The organism is Streptomyces sp. NPDC093984, assembly GCF_044764595.1.
Taxonomy (GTDB): Bacteria; Actinomycetota; Actinomycetes; order Streptomycetales; family Streptomycetaceae; genus Streptomyces; species Streptomyces cynarae.
The window spans coordinates 652,688-673,434 of the sequence record NZ_JBIWIM010000001.1 but is presented as its reverse complement, the minus strand read 5'-3'; the positions used below and the strand labels follow the sequence as shown (position 1 = coordinate 673,434).

Below are 20,747 nucleotides of genomic sequence, written 5' to 3'. Positions count from 1 at the left end.
CCATGAACGCCCGGTGAACGCGGGCTTCCAGGCATCCGATAGCCTCTGCCGACATGCCGCCCGACCCCTGCCCGGGTCTACCGCATCGCACACATGACCGGCGCCCGTAGCGCGCGTCGGGCCTTCAGGGAGTGAGTTCGTCTGTCGACCGCCATCCTCACCGGACAGCCGGTCCCCGGATCGTCGCTCGAGGGCGATCTGCGGTCCCTCGGCTTCGACGTGCGGGTCGCCACCGGCACCGGTGACGCCGAGGCCCTCCTCGCCGCCGTGCCTGCGGGCCGGCGGGTCGCGATCGTCGACGCCCGCTTCGTGGGGCATCTGCACGCGCTGCGCCTCGGTCTGACCGACCCCCGCTTCCCGGCCGCCGCCGTGCCCGGTGCCGTCACCGCCCAGCCCGCCGCCCGCCAGGCCCTGGCCCGTGCTCTGGCCCGCGAGAACTCCGCCGCGGCCGGCGGTGCGGCCGTGGTCACCGACAACCTCGCCGAGCGCATCACCGCCGCCCTCGACGCCGACGGGATCCCGGTCCACCGCCCCGAACTCGGCACCCTGGTCGCCGCCGTCCCCACCGACCCACAGTCCCGCAACGAGGCACGGCAGGCGGTCGCCGCCGTCGACGACGAGGCCGTCCGGCTGCGCAGCGCCGTCAAGGCCCGCGACGGCTTCTTCACCACCCACTTCATCAGCCCGTACTCGCGCTACATCGCGCGCTGGTGCGCCCGCCGCGGTCTGACCCCCAACCAGGTCACCACCGCCTCGCTGCTCACCGCCCTCATCGCGGCGGCCGCCGCGGCCACCGGCACCCGGGGCGGTTTCGTCGCGGCCGGCGTCCTGCTGATCCTGTCCTTCGTCCTGGACTGCACCGACGGCCAGCTCGCCCGCTACTCCCTGCAGTACTCGACGCTCGGCGCCTGGCTGGACGCCACCTTCGACCGGGTCAAGGAGTACGCCTACTACGCGGGCCTCGCCCTCGGCGCCGCCCGCGGGGGCGACGACGTGTGGGCGCTCGCGCTCGGCGCGATGGTCCTGCAGACCTGCCGGCACGTGGTCGACTTCGCGTTCAACGAGGCCAACCACGACGCGACCGCCAACACCAGCCCCACCGCGGCCCTCTCCGACCGCCTGGACAGCGTCGGCTGGACGGTGTGGGTGCGCCGGATGATCGTTCTGCCGATCGGGGAGCGCTGGGCGCTGATAGCCGTCCTGACGGCCGCCACCACTCCCCGTGTCACCTTCGTCGTGCTGCTCATCGGCTGTGCCTTCGCGGCGACGTACACCACGGCGGGCCGGGTGCTGCGGTCGGTGACGCGCGAGGCGCGCCGCACCGACCGGGCGGCTCGGGCGCTTGCGGACCTCGCGGACAGCGGACCGCTCGCCGAGTTGCTGACGCGCATCGCGCGCCGGGTGTCCCTGCGAGCACCCGCCTACACCGCCCTGGTCGGCGGCGCCGTCGTCGCGCTCGCGGCCTCGCTCGCCGGATACGGCAGCTGGTGGCCCGTCCTGGGCGCCGTCTTCTACGTGCTCCAGTCGCCCCTGGCCCTCGCCCGGCCCCTCAAGGGCCCCCTCGACTGGCTCGTCCCCCCGCTCTTCCGCGCCGCCGAGTACGGCACCGTCCTCATCCTCGCGGCGAAATCCGGGGTGAACGGGGTGCTACCGGCGGCTTTCGGACTGGTGGCGGCCGTCGCCTACCATCACTACGACACGGTGTACCGCATCCGCGGCGACGCCGGCGCGCCGCCGCACTGGCTGGTGCGCGCGATCGGGGGACACGAGGGCCGGACGCTGCTCGTCACGGTTCTGGCCGCAACGCTCACCGCGGCACAGTTCAAGGTCGCCCTCACGGCCCTCGCCGGGTACGTGGCCCTCGTGGTGCTCGTCGAGAGCATCCGCTTCTGGGTGGCCGCACACAAGGGCGGCGCACCCGCCGTACACGATGAAGGAGAACCCGCATGATCGGCCTCGTGCTGGCGGCCGGCGCCGGACGGCGTCTGCGCCCCTACACCGACACCCTGCCCAAGGCTCTGGTGCCGGTGGGGCCCGAGGGCGCGGAGGACAGCCTCACGGTCCTGGACCTCACGCTCGGCAACTTCGCCGAGGTGGGCCTGACCGAGGTCGGCGTCATCGTCGGCTACCGCAAGGAGGCCGTGTACGAGCGCAAGGCGGCCCTGGAGCAGAAGTACGGCCTGAAGCTCACCCTGATCGACAACGACAAGGCCGAGGAGTGGAACAACGCCTACTCCCTGTGGTGCGGCCGTGACGCCCTCAAGGACGGCGTGATCCTCGCCAACGGCGACACCGTCCACCCGGTGTCGGTCGAGAAGACCCTGCTCGCCGCCCGCGGCGACGGCAAGAAGATCATCCTCGCCCTCGACACGGTGAAGAACCTCGCCGACGAGGAGATGAAGGTCGTCGTCGACCCCGAGAAGGGCGTTCGGCGGATCACCAAGCTGATGGACCCGGCCGAGGCGACCGGTGAGTACATCGGCGTCACCCTCATCGAGGGGGAGGCCGCCGCGGAGCTGGCCGACGCGCTCAAGACCACCTTCGAGCGCGACCCGCAGCTGTACTACGAGGACGGCTACCAGGAGCTGGTCAACCGCGGCTTCAAGATCGACGTGGCGCCGATCGGCGACGTCCCGTGGGTCGAGATCGACAACCACGACGACCTGGCCCGGGGGCGGGAGATCGCGTGCCGGTACTGACGAGGCTCATCCCCTCGCCGGTCGTCGTCGACATCCGCCCGGGTGCCCTCGACGACCTGGCGGGCGTGCTCGCGGACGAGCGCATCTCCCACTCGGGCAAGCTCGCCGTCGCGGTCAGCGACGGCTCCGGCGCCCGCCTGCGGGAGCGGCTCTCCCCGAGCCTGCCCGGCGCCACCTGGTACGAGGTCGGCGGCGGCACCCTCGACGACGCGGTCAGGCTGGCCGGCGAGATGAAGTCCGGCCACTACGACGCGCTCGTTGGCCTGGGCGGAGGCAAGATCATCGACTGCGCCAAGTTCGCCGCGGCGCGCGTCGGCCTGCCCCTGGTCGCCGTGCCCACGAACCTCGCGCACGACGGCCTGTGCTCCCCGGTCGCCACCCTCGACAACGACGCGGGCCGCGGCTCGTACGGCGTGCCGAACCCGATCGCGGTCGTCATCGACCTCAACGTGATCCGCGAGGCTCCCGTCCGTTTCGTGCGCTCCGGTATCGGCGACGCCATCTCCAACATCTCCGCGGTCGCGGACTGGGAGCTGGCCAACCGCGTCAACGGCGAGAAGATCGACGGCCTCGCCGCGGCCATGGCCCGGCAGGCCGGCGAGGCCGTGCTGCGCCACCCCGGAGGCATCGGCGACAACGACTTCCTCCAGGTCCTCGCCGAGGCCCTGGTCCTCAGCGGCATCGCCATGTCCGTGTCGGGCGACTCCCGCCCCTCCTCCGGGGCCTGCCACGAGATCAACCACGGTTTCGACCTGCTGTTCCCCAAGCGCGCGGCCGCCCACGGCGAGCAGTGCGGCCTGGGCGCCGCCTTCGCGATGTACCTGCGCGGGGCGCACGAGGAGTCGGCGTTCATGGCCCAGGTGCTGCGCCGGCACGGGCTGCCCGTGCTGCCGCAGGAGATCGGCTTCACGGTGGACGAGTTCGTCCGGGTCGTGGAGTACGCCCCGCAGACCCGGCCCGGCCGCTACACGATCCTCGAACACCTCGACCTGAAGCCCGAACAGATCAAGGACACCTACGCCGACTATGTCAAGGCCATCGGTAGCTGAACTCCGGCCCGTCGTGCACCCCGCAGGGGTCAAGGACCGGCGCAGCGGTGAGCACTGGATGGGACGCCTCTACATGCGAGAGGTGTCCCTGCGGGTCGACCGCTACCTGGTCGACACCCGGGTCACGCCCAACCAGCTCACGTACCTGATGACCGTCTTCGGCGTGCTCGCGGCCCCGGCACTGCTCGTGCCGGGGATCCCGGGCGCCGTGCTCGGCGTGGTGTGCGTCCAGCTGTACCTGCTGCTGGACTGCGTCGACGGGGAGATCGCGCGCTGGAAGAAGCAGTACTCGCTGGGCGGGGTGTACCTGGACCGCGTCGGCGCCTACCTGACCGATGCCGCCGTGCTCGTCGGCTTCGGTCTGCGCGCCGCCGACCCGTGGGGCAGCGGCCGTATCGACTGGCTGTGGGCCTTCCTCGGGACGCTGGCCGCGCTCGGCGCCATCCTGATCAAGGCCGAGACCGACCTGGTCGGCGTGGCCCGGCACCAGGCCGGGCTGCCGCCGGTGAAGGAGGCCGCTTCGGAGATGCGCTCCTCGGGCATGGCCCTGGCCCGCAGGGCCGCAGCCGCGCTCAAGTTCCACCGGCTGATCCTGGGCATCGAGGCGTCCCTGCTGATCCTGGTCCTGGCGATCGTGGACACGGTGCGCGGCGACCTGTTCTTCGAGCGGCTCGGCGTGGCCGTGCTGGCCGGTATCGCGCTGCTCCAGACGGTGCTCCACCTCGTGTCCATCCTGGCCTCCAGCAGGCTGAAGTGAGCGGCCCAGCACAGAGCGGCGCCACCCCGGGCGGCGCCATGAAGGTCGGGGCCGTCATCATCACGATGGGCAACCGCCCGGCAGAGCTCCGCGCCCTCCTCGACTCGGTGGCCAAGCAGGACGGCGATCCCGTCGAGGTGGTCGTGGTCGGCAACGGCTCCCCGGTCCCGGACGTCCCCGACGGCGTCCGCACGATCGAGCTGCCCGAGAACCTCGGCATCCCCGGCGGCCGCAACGTCGGCATCGAGGCCTTCGGCCCCGGGGGCACCGACGTCGACGTGCTGCTCTTCCTCGACGACGACGGCCTGCTCGCCCGCACCGACACCGCCGAGCTGTGCCGTGAGGCCTTCGCCGCCGACCCTCGGCTCGGCATCATCAGCTTCCGCATCGCCGACCCCGACACCGGCGAGACCCAGCGCCGCCACGTGCCCCGGCTGCGCGCCTCCGACCCGATGCACTCCTCGCGGGTGACCACCTTCCTGGGCGGCGCCAACGCCGTCCGCACGAAGGTGTTCGCCGAGGTCGGCGGCCTGCCGGACGAGTTCTTCTACGCCCACGAGGAGACCGACCTGGCCTGGCGGGCCCTGGACGCGGGCTGGATGATCGACTACCGGTCGGACATGGTGCTGTACCACCCCACGACCGCGCCCTCCCGGCACGCGGTCTACCACCGGATGGTCGCCCGCAACCGGGTGTGGCTCGCCCGCCGCAACCTGCCCGCCGTCCTCGTTCCGGTGTACCTGGGTGTCTGGATGCTCCTGACGCTGCTGCGCCGCCCCTCGCGGGCCGCCCTGAGGGCCTGGTTCGGCGGCTTCCGGGAGGGCTGGACGACCCCGTGCGGGCCCCGCCGGCCCATGCGGTGGAGTACGGTCTGGCGGCTTACCCGACTGGGCCGGCCCCCGGTGATCTGACAAGCTCGGTACTCGGAAGCCAGCGGGCGGGGGCCCACATCGCGGCTCCCACCCGAGCGCGGGCCGTCCGCGCATCCCGAAAACGGAGAGTTTGCCAACCTGTGAGTGAGACAACGCATGACGGGCGCGTCGCGGTGACCACCGACCCGTCCGCCGATGGCGGGCTGAGCCCGGCCGAGCTGGCCGCCAAGTACGGCCTCTCGGTCAGCGGTGCCCGGCCCGGACTCGTCCGCTACGTCCGCCAGCTGTGGGGACGGCGTCACTTCATCCTCGCCTTCTCGCAGGCGAAGCTCACCGCCCAGTACAGCCAGGCCAAGCTCGGCCAGCTGTGGCAGGTCGCCACCCCGCTGCTGAACGCGCTCGTGTACTACTTCATCTTCGGGCTGATCCTGAAGGCCAGCCGGGGCATGTCGCACGGGACGTACATCCCGTTCCTGGTGACCGGCGTGTTCGTGTTCACCTTCACCCAGAGCTCGATCATGGCGGGCGTCCGGGCGATCTCCGGCAACCTGGGTCTGGTGCGGGCCCTGCACTTCCCGCGCGCATCACTGCCCATCTCCTTCGCGCTGCAGCAGCTCCAGCAGCTGCTCTTCTCGATGATCGTGCTGTTCGCCGTCGCCATCGGGTTCGGCAGCTACCCGAGGCTGTCCTGGCTGCTGATCGTCCCGGTCCTGGTGCTGCAGTTCCTCTTCAACACCGGCCTGTCCCTGATCGTGGCGCGGATGGGTGCCAAGACCCCGGACCTCGCGCAGCTGATGCCCTTCATCCTGCGCACCTGGATGTACGCCTCCGGAGTCATGTTCTCCATCCACACCATGCTCGCCGGCCGTCCGGAATGGGTCGTCCGCGCGCTGCAGGCGAACCCGGCCGCCGTCTACATGGACCTGATGCGCTTCGCGCTCATCAAGAACTACGGCGCCGCCAACCTCCCGCCGCACGTGTGGGCCATCGCGCTGTTCTGGGCCGTCGTCGTCTTCGCCGGCGGGTTCGTGTACTTCTGGAAGGCGGAGGAGCGGTACGGCCGTGGCTGAGCAGAACACCGGGGCCAGGGTGCCCACCGTCATCGCCGACGACCTGCACATCGTCTACCGCGTCAACGGTGCCGGGACCGGCAAGGGCAGCGCGACCGCCGCTCTGAGCCGCATCCTCAAGCGGGGCTCCGACGACGCGGCGCGCGGTGTCCGCAGGGTGCACGCGGTCAGGGGAGTGTCGTTCGTCGCCTACCGCGGCGAGGCCATCGGCCTGATCGGCTCCAACGGCTCGGGCAAGTCCACCCTGCTGCGCGCCATCGCTGGACTGCTGCCCCCGGAGAAGGGCAAGGTCTACACCGACGGCCAGCCCTCGCTGCTCGGCGTCAACGCGGCCCTGATGAACGACCTGACGGGCGAGCGCAACGTCATCCTGGGCGGTCTGGCGATGGGCATGTCCCGGGAGGAGATCAAGGCCCGCTACGAGGAGATCGTCGACTTCTCCGGTATCAACGAGAAGGGCGACTTCATCACACTCCCCATGCGGACGTACTCCTCCGGCATGGCCGCCCGGCTGCGCTTCTCCATCGCCGCCGCCAAGGACCACGACGTCCTCATGATCGACGAGGCCCTCGCCACCGGCGACCGCGCCTTCCAGAAGCGGTCCGAGGAGCGCATCCGGGAACTGCGCAAGGAGGCGGGCACGGTGTTTCTGGTCAGTCACAACAACAAATCCATCCGTGACACCTGCAACCGCGTCCTGTGGCTGGAACGCGGTGAACTCCGGATGGACGGCCCCACAGAAGAGGTTCTCAAGGAGTACGAGAAGTTCACGGGCAAGTGATCCACACCGCCCAGGGCCCCGTCGCAACGTTTCGGCGGGGCCCCGCGTCTGCAAAGGAAACGTCAACTCGGGCTTGTCTCAGGAATCTTGGCGCCAATCGGTGTGTTGTTGTGATGTGCAGGACACCCCGCCGAAGCTCCCTGCGTTGTACAACGTAAGCTGTGACGGTGCTGATTCGCGGCAAGTGGGGCGATAATGCCATACACCCCCACACCTGCCGCGCTGCACGGACAGTCGGGCGGCGTGTCCGAAAGAGGATGTATTGGGTCGGCGGTGTAGAACGGGAGATGTGACGGCAATGGCTACGGAAAGTCTCCAGCTCCGCGGGACATGTGCCGTCCCCGCGTCGGGCGGCGAGCGGTGACGCATGCCGGGACGGCGCGCACCGGCGACCCGGAGCGCGGCACCCTCGACAAGGCCGCGGACGAGAACTTCCCCGTGGCGCCGTTCTTCCTGCCGAAGGCCTGGCGGGAAGACCTCATGGCCGTCTACGGCTTCGCCCGGCTGGTCGACGACATCGGAGACGGCGACCTCGCCCCCGGTGGGTCCGACGCCCGCCTGCTCGGCGTGTCGCCCGAGGAGGCCGAGGACCGCCTGATCCTCCTGGACGCCTTCGAGGCCGACCTGCGCCGGGTCTTCGACGCGACACCCCGTCACCCCCTCCTGCGCCGGCTGCAGCCCACGGTCCGGCGCGCCGGCCTCACCCCCGAGCCGTTCCTCGGCCTGATCGCCGCCAACCGCCAGGACCAGCTCGTCAAGCGGTACGAGACGTACGACGACCTCCTCGCCTACTGCGAACTCTCCGCCAACCCGGTCGGCCGCCTCGTCCTCGCGGTGACCGGCACCTCCACCCCCGAGCGAGTCCGCCGCTCCGACGCGATCTGCACGGCGCTGCAGATCGTCGAACACCTGCAGGACGTCGCCGAGGACCTCGGCCGCGACCGCGTCTATCTGCCCGCCGCGGACATGAAGCGCTTCCACGTGCAGGAGGCGGACCTCGCCACGCCCACAGCGGGCGCATCGGTGCGCGCACTGGTCGCGTACGAAGCAGAACGCGCCCGCGGTCTCCTGAATGAAGGCGCCCCCCTGGTGGGTAGCGTCCACGGCAGGCTGAAGCTGCTGCTCGCGGGCTTCGTGGCGGGAGGAAGGGCGGCCATCCACGCGATCGCCGCAGCGCACTACGACGTACTTCCCGGCCCGCCCAAGCCCGGCAAGCTCCGGTTGCTGCGCGAGGTGGGCGTGACTCTGCGAGGAGAGGGGTGATCCGGACCGTGGAGTCGGAAGAACACGTGTCCCCACCGGTACTCGCCGCGTACCGCTACTGCGAGGCCGTGACCGGGCAGCAGGCCCGTAACTTCGCCTACGGGATCAGGCTCCTGCCGACGCCGAAGCGCCGCGCGATGTCGGCGCTCTACGCGTTCTCCCGGCGTGTCGACGACATCGGTGACGGCGCGCTGGAGGCCGACGTCAAGACGGCACGGCTGGAGGAGACCCGCGCGCTGCTGGCCCGTATCCGCGACGAGGAGGTGGCCGAGGACGACACCGACCCGGTCGCGGTCGCCCTCACCCATGCCGCCCGGCACTTCCCGATCCCCCTCGGCGGCCTCGACGAACTCATCGACGGCGTCCTGATGGACGTACGCGGCGAGACCTACGAGACCTGGGACGATCTGAAGGTCTACTGCCGCTGTGTCGCCGGGGCCATCGGACGGCTCTCGCTCGGCGTGTTCGGCACGGAACCGGGGGCGCGCGGCACCGAGCGCGCGCCGGAGTATGCCGACACGCTCGGGCTCGCACTGCAACTCACCAACATCCTCAGGGACATCCGCGAGGACGCCGAGGGCGGCCGCGTCTACCTTCCGGCCGACGATCTCGCCAAGTTCGGCTGTTCGGCCGGGTTCCACGGACCGACCCCACCCGAGGGCTCCGACTTCGCGGGCCTCGTGCACTTCGAAGTGCGTCGGGCCCGCGCCCTTTTCGCCGAGGGCTACCGGCTGCTGCCCATGCTCGACCGGCGCAGCGGCGCCTGTGTCGCCGCCATGGCCGGCATCTACCGCCGGCTCCTGGACCGTATCGAGCGCGAGCCGGAGGCCGTGCTGCGCGGCCGGGTCTCGCTGCCCGGGCGTGAGAAGGCGTACGTCGCCGTGCGCGGCCTGTCGGGGCTCGACGCGCGGAACGTGTCCCGGCGGACCGTCAGGAGGCGTGCGTGACCGACACCCCGGTTCCGGCACCAGCGCCCCGACAGGCAACGTTCGCCCGGTCGCGACGCCCGGCAGGCTCCCCCAAGCTCTTCGAGCAGGGGGTACCCCCACTCGCCGCCTCCGAAAAGCGGCAGGCAACCCTCCGGTGCGGCGCGGCGTCCCTGACTGCGACGGCCTGCCGTGCATCGTTCAAGCACCACGGTGGACCGGCACGGGAGGAAGCACGATGAGCGACGGCACCCAGGCGGAGGACCCGGTCGCGGACACCGCGGGTCACCGCGGCATGCCGTCCTCGCCCGGGACGTCCGCCGTGGTGGTCGGCGGCGGGCTCGCCGGGATCACGGCCGCGCTGGCGCTCGCCGACGCCGGGGTGCGGGTCACCCTGCTGGAGGGACGGCCCCGGCTCGGCGGACTCGCGTTCTCCTTCCACCGCGGCGACCTGACCGTCGACAACGGCCAGCACGTCTACTTGCGCTGCTGCACCGCGTACCGCTGGTTCCTCGACCGCATCGACGCCTCCACGCTGGCGCCCCTGCAGGATCGTCTCGACGTGCCCGTCCTCGACGCGAACGCCGCACCGGGACGGCGGCTCGGCAGACTACGGCGCGACGCGCTGCCCGTACCCCTGCACCTCGGGCGCAGCCTGGCCACCTATCCGCATCTCTCGCTCGCCGAGCGCGCCAAAGTGGGGCGTGCCGCACTGGCGCTCCGGGCACTGGACCTCGCGGACCCCGCGCTCGACGCGCAGGACTTCGGCAGCTGGCTGGCCGCGCACGGTCAGTCGGCGCGTGCCGTCGAGGCACTGTGGGACCTGGTCGGGGTCGCCACCCTCAACGCGGTGGCCGGCGACGCCTCGCTCGGGCTCGCCGCGATGGTGTTCAAGACGGGCCTGCTGTCCGACCCGGGCGCGGCCGACATCGGCTGGGCACGCGTCCCGCTGGGCGAACTGCACGACCGGCTGGCCCGCAAGGCGCTCGACTCCGCGGGCGTCCGTACCGAGCTCCGTACACGCGTCACCTCCATCTCCACTGACGAAAACGGGCTCTGGAGCGTTCAGGTTCCCGGCGAGCGCATCGAAACGGACGCCGTCGTCCTCGCCGTACCGCAGCGCGAGGCCCACGATCTGCTGCCCCCCGGCGCCCTGGAGGCCCCCGAGCGGCTGCTGGACATCGGCACCGCGCCGATCCTCAACATCCATGTCGTCTACGACCGCAAGGTGCTCAACCGCCCGTTCTTCGCGGCCCTCGGCTCCCCGGTCCAGTGGGTCTTCGACCGCACCGAGGCCTCCGGACTGCGCGAGGGCCAGTACCTGGCGCTGTCCCAGTCGGCGGCCCAGGGGGAGATCGACGAGCCGGTCGCCGTACTCCGCGAGCGGTATCTGCCCGAACTCCAGCGGCTGTTGCCCGCCACCCGCGGCGCCCAGGTGAAGGACTTCTTCGTGACCCGGGAGCGCACGGCGACGTTCGCCCCCAGCCCCGGCGTCGGGCGCCTCAGGCCCGGCGCCCGCACCAAGGCCCCCGGCCTCTGCCTGGCCGGAGCGTGGACCGCCACCGGGTGGCCCGCGACCATGGAGAGTGCGGTCCGCAGTGGCATCAGTGCGGCGGGCGCCGCACTCGGCGCGCTGGGCCGGTCCGGCGCCCACCTCCCCGATCTCTTCGAGGAGGCGGCATGAGCGTCGATTCGCTGGAGACAGGCCCCCGCACCCCCGGTATCGCAACAAGAGGAGAGACCGTGCCCACTGTGCCCCCGGCCGAGACGGCCGCCCCGAGGACCGCGGTGGACGTGTCCGCGCTCCTGGAGCGCGGCCGGACCCTGGCCGCCCCGGTGCTGCGGTCGGCCGTGGACCGCCTGGCGCCGCCGATGGACACCGTCGCCGCCTACCACTTCGGCTGGATCGACGCCCAGGGCAACCCCGCGGACGGCGACGGCGGCAAGGCCGTGCGCCCCGCGCTGGCCCTGCTGTCCGCCGAGGCCGCCGGCCGGGCCCCCGAGGTGGGCGTGCCCGGCGCGGTCGCGGTCGAGCTGGTGCACAACTTCTCCCTGCTGCACGACGACCTGATGGACGGTGACGAGCAGCGCCGCCACCGCGACACCGTGTGGAAGGTGCACGGCCCCGCACAGGCCATCCTGGTCGGCGACGCGCTGTTCGCCCTGGCCAACGAGGTCCTGCTGGAGCTCGGCACCGTCGAGGCCGGCCGCGCCACCCGCCGGCTGACCACCGCCACCCGCGCCCTGATCGACGGTCAGGCGCAGGACATCTCCTACGAGCACCGCGAGCGGGTCACCGTCGCCGAGTGCCTGGAGATGGAGGGCAACAAGACCGGCGCCCTGCTCGCCTGCGCCTCCTCCATCGGCGCGGTCCTCGGCGGCGCGGACGACGCGACGGCCGACACGCTGGAGAAGTACGGCTACCACCTCGGCCTCGCCTTCCAGGCCGTCGACGACCTCCTCGGCATCTGGGGCGACCCGGAGGCCACCGGAAAGCAGACCTGGAGCGATCTGCGCCAGCGCAAGAAGTCCCTGCCGGTCGTGGCCGCGCTGGCGGCGGGCGGAGAAGCCTCCGCGCGGCTCGGCGAGCTGCTCGCGGAGGACGCCAAGAGCAGCGACTTCGAGAACTTCTCGGAGGAGGAGTTCGCCGCGCGCGCCGCGCTCATCGAGGAGGCCGGCGGCCGGGAATGGACCGCTCAGGAGGCGCGTCGCCAGCACGCGATCGCCATCGAAGCCCTGGACGCCGTCCGGATGCCCCAGGAGGTGCGCGACCGGTTCACGGCGCTCGCCGACTTCGTCGTCGTACGAAAGAGATGATCACTATCGGTCGAATACACCTCGCGTAGTCGCCGGCCGGTGCCCTGAGCGCACGCGCACCGGCCGACGGCGGACCCACAGCAGCACGATTTCGTACGACTGCACGAAGGGGAAGCCATGACAGCGACGACCGACGGAAGCCCCGGGGCCCTGCCGCCCCGTGCTGCCTCGGCCAGCGACACCAGCGAACCGATCCCCGGGGCGGCCGGGGCCGGGGGCACTCGAGACGCCGCCGAGCGCGCCATGCGGCGCGCCACAGACTTCCTGCTCGCGCGGCAGGACGCCCAGGGCTGGTGGAAGGGCGACCTCGAGACCAACGTCACGATGGACGCCGAGGACCTGCTGCTGCGTCAGTTCCTCGGCATCCGTGACGAGAAGACCACCCACGCCGCCGCGCTGTTCATCCGCGGCGAGCAGCGCGACGACGGCACCTGGGCCACCTTCTACGGCGGACCCGGCGAACTGTCCACCACCATCGAGGCGTACGTCGCCCTGCGCCTGGCCGGCGACGCGCCGGACGAACCCCACATGGCCAAGGCGTCCGCCTGGATCCGCGAACAGGGCGGCATCGCCGCCGCCCGCGTCTTCACCCGGATCTGGCTCGCCCTGTTCGGCTGGTGGAAGTGGGAGGACCTGCCCGAACTCCCGCCGGAGCTGATCTGGTTCCCGAAGTGGATGCCGCTGAACATCTACGACTTCGGCTGCTGGGCACGGCAGACCATCGTGCCGCTCACCATCGTCTCCGCCAAGCGCCCGGTGCGGCCCGCGCCGTTCCCGCTCGACGAGCTGCACACCGACCCGGACCACCCCAACCCGGAAAGAGACCTCGCCCCGGTGGCGAGCTGGGACGGGGTCTTCCAGCGGCTCGACAAGGCGCTGCACCAGTTCCGCAAGGTCGCCCCGCGCCGGCTGCGCAGGGCCGCGATGAACACCGCCGCCCGCTGGATCATCGAGCGGCAGGAGAACGACGGCTGCTGGGGCGGGATCCAGCCGCCCGCGGTGTACTCGGTCATCGCCCTGCACCTGCTCGGCTACGACCTCCAGCACCCGGTGATGCGCGAGGGCCTCGCCTCGCTGGACCGTTTCGCCGTCTGGCGCGAGGACGGCGCCCGCATGATCGAGGCGTGCCAGTCCCCGGTGTGGGACACCTGTCTCGCGACCATCGCGCTCGCCGACGCGGGAGTGCCCGCCGACCACCCGCAGCTGGTCAAGGCGGCCGACTGGATGCTGGGCGAGCAGATCGTGCGCCCCGGCGACTGGTCGGTGAAGCGGCCCGGACTCCCGCCGGGCGGCTGGGCGTTCGAGTTCCACAACGACAACTACCCCGACATCGACGACACCGCCGAGGTCGTCCTCGCGCTGCGCCGGGTCAGGCACCACGACCCGGACCGGCTGGAGAAGGCCATCGGGCGCGGGGTGCGCTGGAACCTCGGCATGCAGTCGAGGAACGGCGCCTGGGGCGCCTTCGACGTGGACAACACGAGCCCGTTCCCCAACCGGCTGCCGTTCTGCGACTTCGGCGAGGTCATCGACCCGCCGTCCGCCGACGTCACCGCGCACGTCGTGGAGATGCTCGCGGTCGAGGGCCTCGCCCACGATCCGCGCACCCGCCGCGGCATCGAGTGGCTGCTGGCCGAACAGGAGCGGGACGGCTCGTGGTTCGGACGCTGGGGCGTCAACTACGTGTACGGTACCGGGTCCGTGGTGCCGGCCCTGGTGGCGGCCGGCATCCCCGCCGCGCACCCGGCGATCCGGCGTGCCGTCGCCTGGCTGGAGAGCGTGCAGAACGACGACGGCGGCTGGGGTGAGGACCTGCGCTCCTACAAGGACGCCGGGAAGTGGAGCGGTAGGGGCGCCTCCACCGCCTCGCAGACGGCGTGGGCCCTGCTCGCGCTGCTGGCCGCGGGGGAGAGCGAGTCCAAGGCCGTCGAGCGCGGCATCGAGTTCCTCGCCCAGACCCAGAACGAGGACGGCTCCTGGGACGAGCCGTACTTCACCGGCACCGGCTTCCCCTGGGACTTCTCCATCAACTACCACCTCTACCGGCAGGTCTTCCCGCTCACCGCACTGGGCCGCTATGTGCACGGCGAGCCGTTCGCCAAGGCCAAGGGGAGCTGATGAGCGTCAAGCCCGAGCCGGCCCCGTTGCTGATCGCCTGCGCGCTCGGCATCGAGCACCTCGCCCTGCGCAGCGGCGGCCACAGCGTGAGGCGGAGGGGCGCGCCGGGGTCGAGAGGTCGTGGGGGTCCCCCCTGCTCATGGGGGTCCCCCCGCTCGAGCGAAGCCGAGAGTGGGGGAGGAGCCGAGAGCTTGGGGGAGCGCGGAGGCCCGGACGAAGGAGGGGCTGAGCACGGTCGACCTCCCGGCACCGGCTTTCAGCGCCCCGCAGCCGAACCGAACAATTGGGGCTCCGACGGGCCCGTGACCATACTCCGTACGGGTATGGGACCCCGGGCGGCCGAACGCTCGGTCACCCGGGCGCTCGGCGAGCCGGGCTTCGCTCTCGCGGCTGTCCTCGCCACGGGCTTCTGCGCGGGACTCGCACCCGGGATGCACCCCGGTGACCTGGTCGTCGCCGAGGAGACCCGGGATCCGCGCGGCACCACCCCGTGCGAGGGCACCGATCTGCTCGTCAAGGAACTCGTGCGCGCCGTCCCGGGCCGCACCGTCCACACCGGACCGCTCACCGGCTCGGACCACGTCGTGCGCGGTCAGGAGCGGTCCGAACTGCTGGCGACCGGCGCGATCGCGGTCGACATGGAGTCCGCGGCCACGCTCCTGAGCGCCGTTCGCACGGGCGCCCGCCCGGTTGCGGCCGTCCGGGTGGTCGTGGACGCTCCAGAACATGAACTCGTCCGTATCGGCACCGTTCGCGGTGGAATATCAGCTTTCCGTGTTCTTCGTGCCGTGCTGCCTGTTTTCTTTGAATGGCACCGTTCTTTGCTGCTCCCCAGGAGGTGAGCCAGATGGCCATGCCGCTGCGCCAGTCCATCAAGGTGGCGACCTATCTCTTCGAACAGAAGCTGCGCAGGCGGGACAAGTTTCCGCTCATCGTGGAGCTGGAACCGCTCTTCGCCTGCAACCTGAAGTGTGAGGGCTGCGGCAAGATCCAGCATCCGGCGGGAGTGCTCAAGCAGCGCATGCCGGTGGCGCAGGCCGTGGGAGCGGTTCTGGAGTCCGGTGCGCCGATGGTGTCGATCGCGGGCGGCGAGCCGCTGATGCACCCGCAGATCGATGAGATCGTCCGGCAGTTGGTGGCGCGCAAGAAGTACGTCTTCCTGTGCACCAACGCCATGCTGCTGCGCAAGAAGATGGACAAGTTCACGCCGTCCCCGTACTTCGCGTTCGCCGTGCACATCGACGGCCTGCGCGAGCGGCACGACGAGTCCGTGGCGAAGGAGGGCGTGTTCGACGAGGCGGTGGAGGCCATCAAGGAGGCCAAGCGGCGAGGCTTCCGGGTCACCACCAACTCGACCTTCTTCAACACGGACACCCCGCAGACCGTCATCGAGGTGCTCAACTACCTCAATGACGACCTGAAGGTGGACGAGATGATGATCTCGCCCGCCTACGCCTACGAGAAGGCGCCAGACCAGGAGCACTTCCTCGGCGTCGAACAGACGCGTGAGCTGTTCAAGAAGGCCTTCGCGGGCGGCAACCGCGGTCGCTGGCGGCTCAACCACTCGCCGCTGTTCCTCGACTTCCTCGAGGGCAAGGTCGACTTCCCGTGCACCGCCTGGGCGATCCCGAACTACTCCCTCTTCGGCTGGCAGCGGCCCTGCTACCTGATGAGCGACGGGTACGTGCCGACGTACCGGGAGCTGATCGAGAAGACCGACTGGGACAAGTACGGCCGCGGCAAGGACCCGCGCTGCGCCAACTGCATGGCGCACTGCGGCTACGAGCCCACCGCCGTCCTCGCCACCATGGGCTCCCTGAAGGAGTCCCTGCGGGCCATGCGCGAGACCTTCCAGCAGAACGGGTGACGTGATGACCGCCGTTCCTCTGGGCGTCCCCGAGGTACCGGTCCGGCCGATCGCCGAGCGGCGCATGTCGCGGCAGATCCATGTCGGGCCGGTGGCGGTCGGGGGCGGGGCCCCGGTGTCGGTGCAGTCGATGACGACGACCCGTACGTCGGACATCGGCGCCACCCTGCAGCAGATCGCGGAACTCACCGCCTCCGGCTGCCAGATCGTCCGCGTCGCCTGCCCCACGCAGGACGACGCGGACGCCCTCGCGACGATCGCGCGCAAGTCGCAGATCCCGGTGATCGCCGACATCCACTTCCAGCCGAAGTACGTGTTCGCGGCGATCGAGGCGGGCTGCGCGGCCGTTCGGGTGAATCCCGGGAACATCAAGCAGTTCGACGACAAGGTGAGGGAGATCGCCCGGGCGGCCAAGGACCACGGCACCCCGATCCGGATCGGGGTGAACGCGGGTTCCCTGGACAAGCGGCTGCTGAAGAAGTACGGCAAGGCGACCCCGGAGGCGCTGGTGGAGTCAGCGCTGTGGGAGGCCTCGCTCTTCGAGGAGCACGACTTCCGGGACATCAAGATCTCCGTCAAGCACAACGACCCGGTCGTGATGATCGAGGCCTACCGGCAGCTCGCCGCCCAGTGCGACTACCCGCTGCACCTCGGCGTGACGGAGGCCGGTCCCGCCTTCCAGGGCACGATCAAGTCGGCGGTGGCGTTCGGCGCGTTGCTGTCGCAGGGCATCGGCGACACGATCCGGGTGTCGCTGTCGGCGCCTCCCGCCGAGGAGGTCAAGGTCGGCATCCAGATCCTGCAGTCGCTGGGCCTCAGGCAGCGGCGCCTGGAGATCGTCTCCTGCCCGTCCTGCGGGCGCGCCCAGGTCGACGTGTACAAGCTCGCGGACGAGGTCACCGCCGGCCTCGAGGGCATGGAGGTGCCGCTGCGGGTCGCGGTGATGGGCTGTGTGGTCAACGGCCCCGGGGAGGCACGGGAGGCGGACCTGGGGGTCGCCTCCGGCAACGGCAAGGGCCAGATCTTCGTCAAGGGGGAGGTCGTCAAGACCGTGCCCGAGTCGAAGATCGTGGAGACCCTCATCGAGGAGGCGATGAGGATCGCCGAACGGATGGAGAAGGACGGCGTCGGGCCGGGAGCGCCGGCCGTCACCGTGAGTTGAACAGCACGGACCGAGAGGGGGCCCGGCGTGACCATTCTGGAGAACATCCGGGGACCACGCGACCTGAAGGCGCTGTCCGAGGCGGAACTGAGTCAACTGGCCGAGGAGATCAGGGAGTTCCTGATCCACGCGGTCGCCAGGACCGGGGGGCACCTGGGGCCCAACCTGGGGGTGGTGGAACTCTCCATCGCGCTCCACCGGGCCTTGGAGTCACCGGTCGACCGCATCCTGTGGGACACCGGCCACCAGAGCTATGTCCACAAGATCCTGACTGGGCGTCAGGACTTCTCCAAGCTGCGCGGCAAGGGCGGTCTGTCCGGTTATCCGTCGCGTGAGGAGTCCGAGCACGACGTCATCGAGAACAGCCACGCGTCCACCGCGCTCGGCTGGGCCGACGGGCTCGCCAAGGCCCGCGAGGTGCAGGGGGAGAAGGGCCACATCGTCGCCGTCATCGGCGACGGCGCGCTCACCGGCGGCATGGCGTGGGAGGCGCTCAACAACATCGCCGCCGCCAAGGACCGCCCCCTGATCATCGTCGTCAACGACAACGAACGCTCCTACGCGCCCACCATCGGCGGCCTCGCCAACCACCTCGCCACCCTGCGCACCACCGACGGCTACGAGAAGGTCCTGGCCTGGGGCAAGGACGTGCTGCAGCGCACGCCCGTCATCGGCCCCACCGTCTACGAGGCCCTGCACGGCGCGAAGAAGGGCTTCAAGGACGCGTTCGCCCCGCAGGGCCTCTTCGAGGACCTGGGCCTGAAGTACGTCGGCCCGATCGACGGCCACGACATCTTGGCTGTCGAGTCCGCGCTGCGCCGCGCGAAACGCTTCCACGGTCCGGTCCTCATCCACTGCCTCACCGAGAAGGGCCGCGGCTACGAGCCCGCACTCGCCCACGAGGAGGACCACTTCCACACGGTCGGCGTGATGGACCCGCGCACCTGCGAGCCCCTCGTGCCGTCCCAGGCTCCGTCGTGGACCTCGGTGTTCGGTGACGAGATCGTGCGGATCGGCGAGGAACGCGAGGACGTCGTCGCCATCACGGCGGCCATGCTGCACCCGGTGGGCCTCGGCAGGTTCGCCGAGCGGTTCCCCGACCGGGTCTGGGACGTGGGCATAGCCGAGCAGCACGCGGCGGTCTCCGCGGCCGGTCTGGCCACCGGCGGACTGCACCCCGTCGTCGCCGTCTACGCCACCTTCCTCAACCGCGCCTTCGACCAGGTCCTGATGGACGTCGCCCTGCACCGCTGCGGCGTCACCTTCGTGCTCGACCGGGCCGGGGTCACGGGCGTCGACGGACCCTCGCACAACGGCATGTGGGACATGTCCGTCCTGCAGGTCGTGCCGGGCCTGAGAATCGCCGCGCCACGCGACGCCGACCAGCTGCGGGCCCAGCTGCGGGAGGCGGTCGCGGTCGACGACGCGCCGACCCTGATCCGGTTCCCGAAGGAGTCGGTGGGCCCGGCGATCCCGGCCGTGGACCGGGTGGGCGGCCTGGACGTGCTGCACCGCGACGAGGCGCCCCAGGTGCTGCTCGTCGCCGTCGGCGTCATGGCGCCCGTCTGCCTGCAGGCCGCCGACCTGCTTCAGGCCCGCGGCATCGGCTGCACGGTCGTCGACCCCCGCTGGGTCAAACCCGTCGACCGCTCCCTGCCGGGCCTGGCCGCCGAGCACCGGCTCGTCGCGGTCGTCGAGGACAACAGCCGCTCCGCCGGCGTGGGCTCCGCGGTCGCCCTCGCGCTCGGCGACGCCGACGTGGACGTACCGGTGCGGAGGTTCGGGATCCCGGAGCAGTTCCTCGCGCACGCCAAGCGCAGCGAGGTGCTCGCCGACATCGGCCTCACGCCCGTGGAGATCGCCGGGCGGATCAGCGCCTGCCTGGCCGCCAAGGACGAGCTGTCCAAGGACGAGCTGTCCCAGGAGAAAGTGAACGCGGAATGACCATCCCCACCGGGCAACGGGAGTTCGACCTCGGCGCGCTCCTGGCCGAACGCGGGGCCGAGCGCTACGAGCTGCACGCGAAGTACCTCAACCACCAGCTTCCGCGCATGCTCCACACCATCGGCTTCGACAAGGTCTACGAGCGGGCCGAGGGCGCCCACTTCTGGGACGCGGACGGCAACGACTACCTGGACATGCTCGCCGGGTTCGGGGTGATGGGCCTCGGCCGCCACCACCCCGTGGTCCGCAAGGCGCTGCACGACGTACTGGACGCCCAGCTCGCCGACCTCACCCGCTTCGACTGCCAGCCCCTGCCCGGCCTGCTGGCGGAGAAGCTGCTCGCCCACAGCCCGCACCTGGACCGGGTGTTCTTCGGCAACAGCGGCACGGAGGCGGTCGAGACCGCGCTGAAGTTCGCCCGGTACGCCACCGGCAGGCCCAGGATCCTGTACTGCACCCACGCCTTCCACGGTCTGACCACCGGGTCGCTCTCCGTCAACGGCGAGGACGGCTTCCGCGACGGCTTCGCCCCGTTGCTGCCCGACACCGCCGTCCCGCTCGGCGACCTCGACGCCCTCGCCCGGGAGCTGAAGAAGGGGGACGTGGCGGCCCTCATCGTCGAGCCGATCCAGGGCAAGGGCGTCCACGAGGCCCCGCCCGGCTATCTGCGCGCCGCGCAGGAGCTGCTGCACAAGCACAAGGCGCTGCTCATCGCGGACGAGGTGCAGACCGGCCTCGGCCGTACCGGCGACTTCTACGCCTACCAGCACGAGGACGGCGCCGAGCCCGACCTGGTGTGCGTGGCGAAGGCGCTCTCCGGCGGCTACGTCCCGGTCGGCGCGACGCTCGGCAAGGACTGGATCTTCAAGAAGGTCTACTCGTCCATGGACCGGGTCCTCGTGCACTCCGCGAGCTTCGGGTCCAACGCGCAGGCCATGGCGGCCGGGCTCGCCGTCCTGTCCGTGATGGAGAACGAGCAGGTCGTCGCGAACGCCCGGGCCGTCGGGGAGCAGCTGAAGTCCCGGCTCACCGAGCTCGTCGACAAGTACGAGATGCTCAGCGAGATCCGCGGCCGGGGCCTGATGATCGGCATCGAGTTCGGCCGGCCCAGCTCGCTCAAGCTGCGCAGCCGGTGGAGCCTGCTCCAGGCCGCCCGGAAGGGCCTGTTCGCGCAGATGGTCGTCGTGCCGCTGCTGCAGCGCCACCGGATCCTCACCCAGGTCTCCGGCGACCACCTGGAGGTGATCAAGCTGATCCCGCCGTTGATCATCGGTGAGGCGGACGTCGACCGGTTCGTGGACGCCTTCACCGCGGTCATGGACGACGCACACGGCGGCGGGCTGATGTGGGACTTCGGCAAGACGCTGATCAAGCAGGCGGTGGCGAACCGCTGACCCTCCGGGAGCCGGGCTTTTGCCTCTG

The 20,747-nt window shown here is 71.0% G+C and carries 18 protein-coding genes; all 18 read left to right on the top strand.

What is annotated here, in order from left to right; translation table 11 throughout:
* Window positions 1-141 precede the first annotated feature (141 nt).
* The 18 genes from ACIRC0_RS03170 to ACIRC0_RS03085 all read left to right on the top strand — a co-directional run bounded on the left by ACIRC0_RS03170 (window position 142) and on the right by ACIRC0_RS03085 (window position 20,719).
* Complete coding sequence (locus ACIRC0_RS03170) at window positions 142-1,950, top strand: DUF5941 domain-containing protein (protein ID WP_403612672.1); 1,809 nt, start codon at window positions 142-144, stop codon at window positions 1,948-1,950.
* A complete protein-coding gene (locus ACIRC0_RS03165; protein WP_403610478.1) occupies window positions 1,947-2,699 on the top strand; it encodes a sugar phosphate nucleotidyltransferase in 753 nt (250 codons plus the stop codon). The genes ACIRC0_RS03170 and ACIRC0_RS03165 overlap by 4 nt, the downstream gene beginning before the upstream one ends.
* The gene (locus ACIRC0_RS03160) at window positions 2,687-3,748 is read left to right on the top strand and encodes an iron-containing alcohol dehydrogenase family protein (RefSeq protein ID WP_403610475.1); all 1,062 of its coding nucleotides are present in this window, start codon (window positions 2,687-2,689) and stop codon (window positions 3,746-3,748) included. Before ACIRC0_RS03165 ends, ACIRC0_RS03160 begins: the two co-directional genes overlap by 13 nt.
* Window positions 3,726-4,505, top strand: coding sequence for a CDP-alcohol phosphatidyltransferase family protein (locus ACIRC0_RS03155; RefSeq protein WP_403610473.1), 780 nt, complete (start codon window positions 3,726-3,728; stop codon window positions 4,503-4,505). The genes ACIRC0_RS03160 and ACIRC0_RS03155 overlap by 23 nt, the downstream gene beginning before the upstream one ends.
* Window positions 4,506-4,543: 38 nt before the next feature.
* Window positions 4,544-5,416 (top strand): glycosyltransferase family 2 protein, encoded by an 873-nt coding sequence (locus tag ACIRC0_RS03150; protein ID WP_403612670.1) that lies wholly within the window; start codon window positions 4,544-4,546, stop codon window positions 5,414-5,416.
* A gap of 101 nt (window positions 5,417-5,517) precedes the next feature.
* Window positions 5,518-6,447: an ABC transporter permease gene (locus ACIRC0_RS03145; protein WP_403610470.1), complete on the top strand. Its 930-nt coding sequence runs from the start codon at window positions 5,518-5,520 to the stop codon at window positions 6,445-6,447.
* A complete protein-coding gene (locus ACIRC0_RS03140; RefSeq protein ID WP_403610468.1) occupies window positions 6,440-7,228 on the top strand; it encodes an ABC transporter ATP-binding protein in 789 nt (262 codons plus the stop codon). Before ACIRC0_RS03145 ends, ACIRC0_RS03140 begins: the two co-directional genes overlap by 8 nt.
* A 360-nt stretch (window positions 7,229-7,588) precedes the next feature.
* A complete protein-coding gene (gene hpnC / locus ACIRC0_RS03135) occupies window positions 7,589-8,491 on the top strand; it encodes a squalene synthase HpnC (protein ID WP_403610466.1) in 903 nt (300 codons plus the stop codon).
* Window positions 8,488-9,438: a presqualene diphosphate synthase HpnD gene (gene hpnD, locus ACIRC0_RS03130; protein WP_403610463.1), complete on the top strand. Its 951-nt coding sequence runs from the start codon at window positions 8,488-8,490 to the stop codon at window positions 9,436-9,438. The genes hpnC and hpnD overlap by 4 nt, the downstream gene beginning before the upstream one ends.
* Entirely contained in the window at window positions 9,435-9,659 is a 225-nt protein-coding gene (locus ACIRC0_RS03125) for a DUF6380 family protein (RefSeq protein WP_403610460.1), read from the top strand. Before hpnD ends, ACIRC0_RS03125 begins: the two co-directional genes overlap by 4 nt.
* Window positions 9,656-11,101 carry a hydroxysqualene dehydroxylase HpnE gene (gene hpnE, locus ACIRC0_RS03120; RefSeq protein ID WP_403610457.1) on the top strand — a complete coding sequence of 482 codons (1,446 nt, stop codon included), beginning with the start codon at window positions 9,656-9,658 and terminating at the stop codon, window positions 11,099-11,101. Before ACIRC0_RS03125 ends, hpnE begins: the two co-directional genes overlap by 4 nt.
* Complete coding sequence (locus ACIRC0_RS03115; protein ID WP_403610454.1) at window positions 11,098-12,234, top strand: polyprenyl synthetase family protein; 1,137 nt, start codon at window positions 11,098-11,100, stop codon at window positions 12,232-12,234. Before hpnE ends, ACIRC0_RS03115 begins: the two co-directional genes overlap by 4 nt.
* A 117-nt stretch (window positions 12,235-12,351) precedes the next feature.
* Window positions 12,352-14,352 carry a squalene--hopene cyclase gene (shc, locus tag ACIRC0_RS03110; protein WP_403610452.1) on the top strand — a complete coding sequence of 667 codons (2,001 nt, stop codon included), beginning with the start codon at window positions 12,352-12,354 and terminating at the stop codon, window positions 14,350-14,352.
* Window positions 14,353-14,543: 191 nt separating this feature from the next.
* A complete protein-coding gene (locus ACIRC0_RS03105) occupies window positions 14,544-15,194 on the top strand; it encodes a 1-hydroxy-2-methyl-2-butenyl 4-diphosphate reductase (RefSeq protein ID WP_403610450.1) in 651 nt (216 codons plus the stop codon).
* Between the two features lie 5 nt (window positions 15,195-15,199).
* Window positions 15,200-16,219 carry an adenosyl-hopene transferase HpnH gene (gene hpnH / locus ACIRC0_RS03100; RefSeq protein WP_403610447.1) on the top strand — a complete coding sequence of 340 codons (1,020 nt, stop codon included), beginning with the start codon at window positions 15,200-15,202 and terminating at the stop codon, window positions 16,217-16,219.
* 4 nt (window positions 16,220-16,223) lie between these two features.
* The gene (gene ispG, locus ACIRC0_RS03095; protein ID WP_403610445.1) at window positions 16,224-17,381 is read left to right on the top strand and encodes a flavodoxin-dependent (E)-4-hydroxy-3-methylbut-2-enyl-diphosphate synthase; all 1,158 of its coding nucleotides are present in this window, start codon (window positions 16,224-16,226) and stop codon (window positions 17,379-17,381) included.
* A gap of 27 nt (window positions 17,382-17,408) precedes the next feature.
* Entirely contained in the window at window positions 17,409-19,325 is a 1,917-nt protein-coding gene (dxs, locus tag ACIRC0_RS03090; protein ID WP_403610442.1) for a 1-deoxy-D-xylulose-5-phosphate synthase, read from the top strand.
* Window positions 19,322-20,719, top strand: a complete 1,398-nt coding sequence (locus ACIRC0_RS03085; protein ID WP_403610439.1) for an aspartate aminotransferase family protein — start codon at window positions 19,322-19,324, stop codon at window positions 20,717-20,719. Before dxs ends, ACIRC0_RS03085 begins: the two co-directional genes overlap by 4 nt.
* Window positions 20,720-20,747: the final 28 nt, after the last annotated feature.

Coding starts and splice junctions, on each gene's coding strand:
- ACIRC0_RS03165 (WP_403610478.1), top strand. CDS start 1,947: ATGATCGGCCTCGTGCTGGCGGCCGGCGCCGGACGGCGTCTGCGCCCC.
- ACIRC0_RS03155 (WP_403610473.1), top strand. CDS start 3,726: ATGTCAAGGCCATCGGTAGCTGAACTCCGGCCCGTCGTGCACCCCGCA.
- ACIRC0_RS03150 (WP_403612670.1), top strand. CDS start 4,544: ATGAAGGTCGGGGCCGTCATCATCACGATGGGCAACCGCCCGGCAGAG.
- hpnE (WP_403610457.1), top strand. CDS start 9,656: ATGAGCGACGGCACCCAGGCGGAGGACCCGGTCGCGGACACCGCGGGT.
- ACIRC0_RS03115 (WP_403610454.1), top strand. CDS start 11,098: ATGAGCGTCGATTCGCTGGAGACAGGCCCCCGCACCCCCGGTATCGCA.
- shc (WP_403610452.1), top strand. CDS start 12,352: ATGACAGCGACGACCGACGGAAGCCCCGGGGCCCTGCCGCCCCGTGCT.
- hpnH (WP_403610447.1), top strand. CDS start 15,200: ATGGCCATGCCGCTGCGCCAGTCCATCAAGGTGGCGACCTATCTCTTC.
- ispG (WP_403610445.1), top strand. CDS start 16,224: ATGACCGCCGTTCCTCTGGGCGTCCCCGAGGTACCGGTCCGGCCGATC.
- ACIRC0_RS03085 (WP_403610439.1), top strand. CDS start 19,322: ATGACCATCCCCACCGGGCAACGGGAGTTCGACCTCGGCGCGCTCCTG.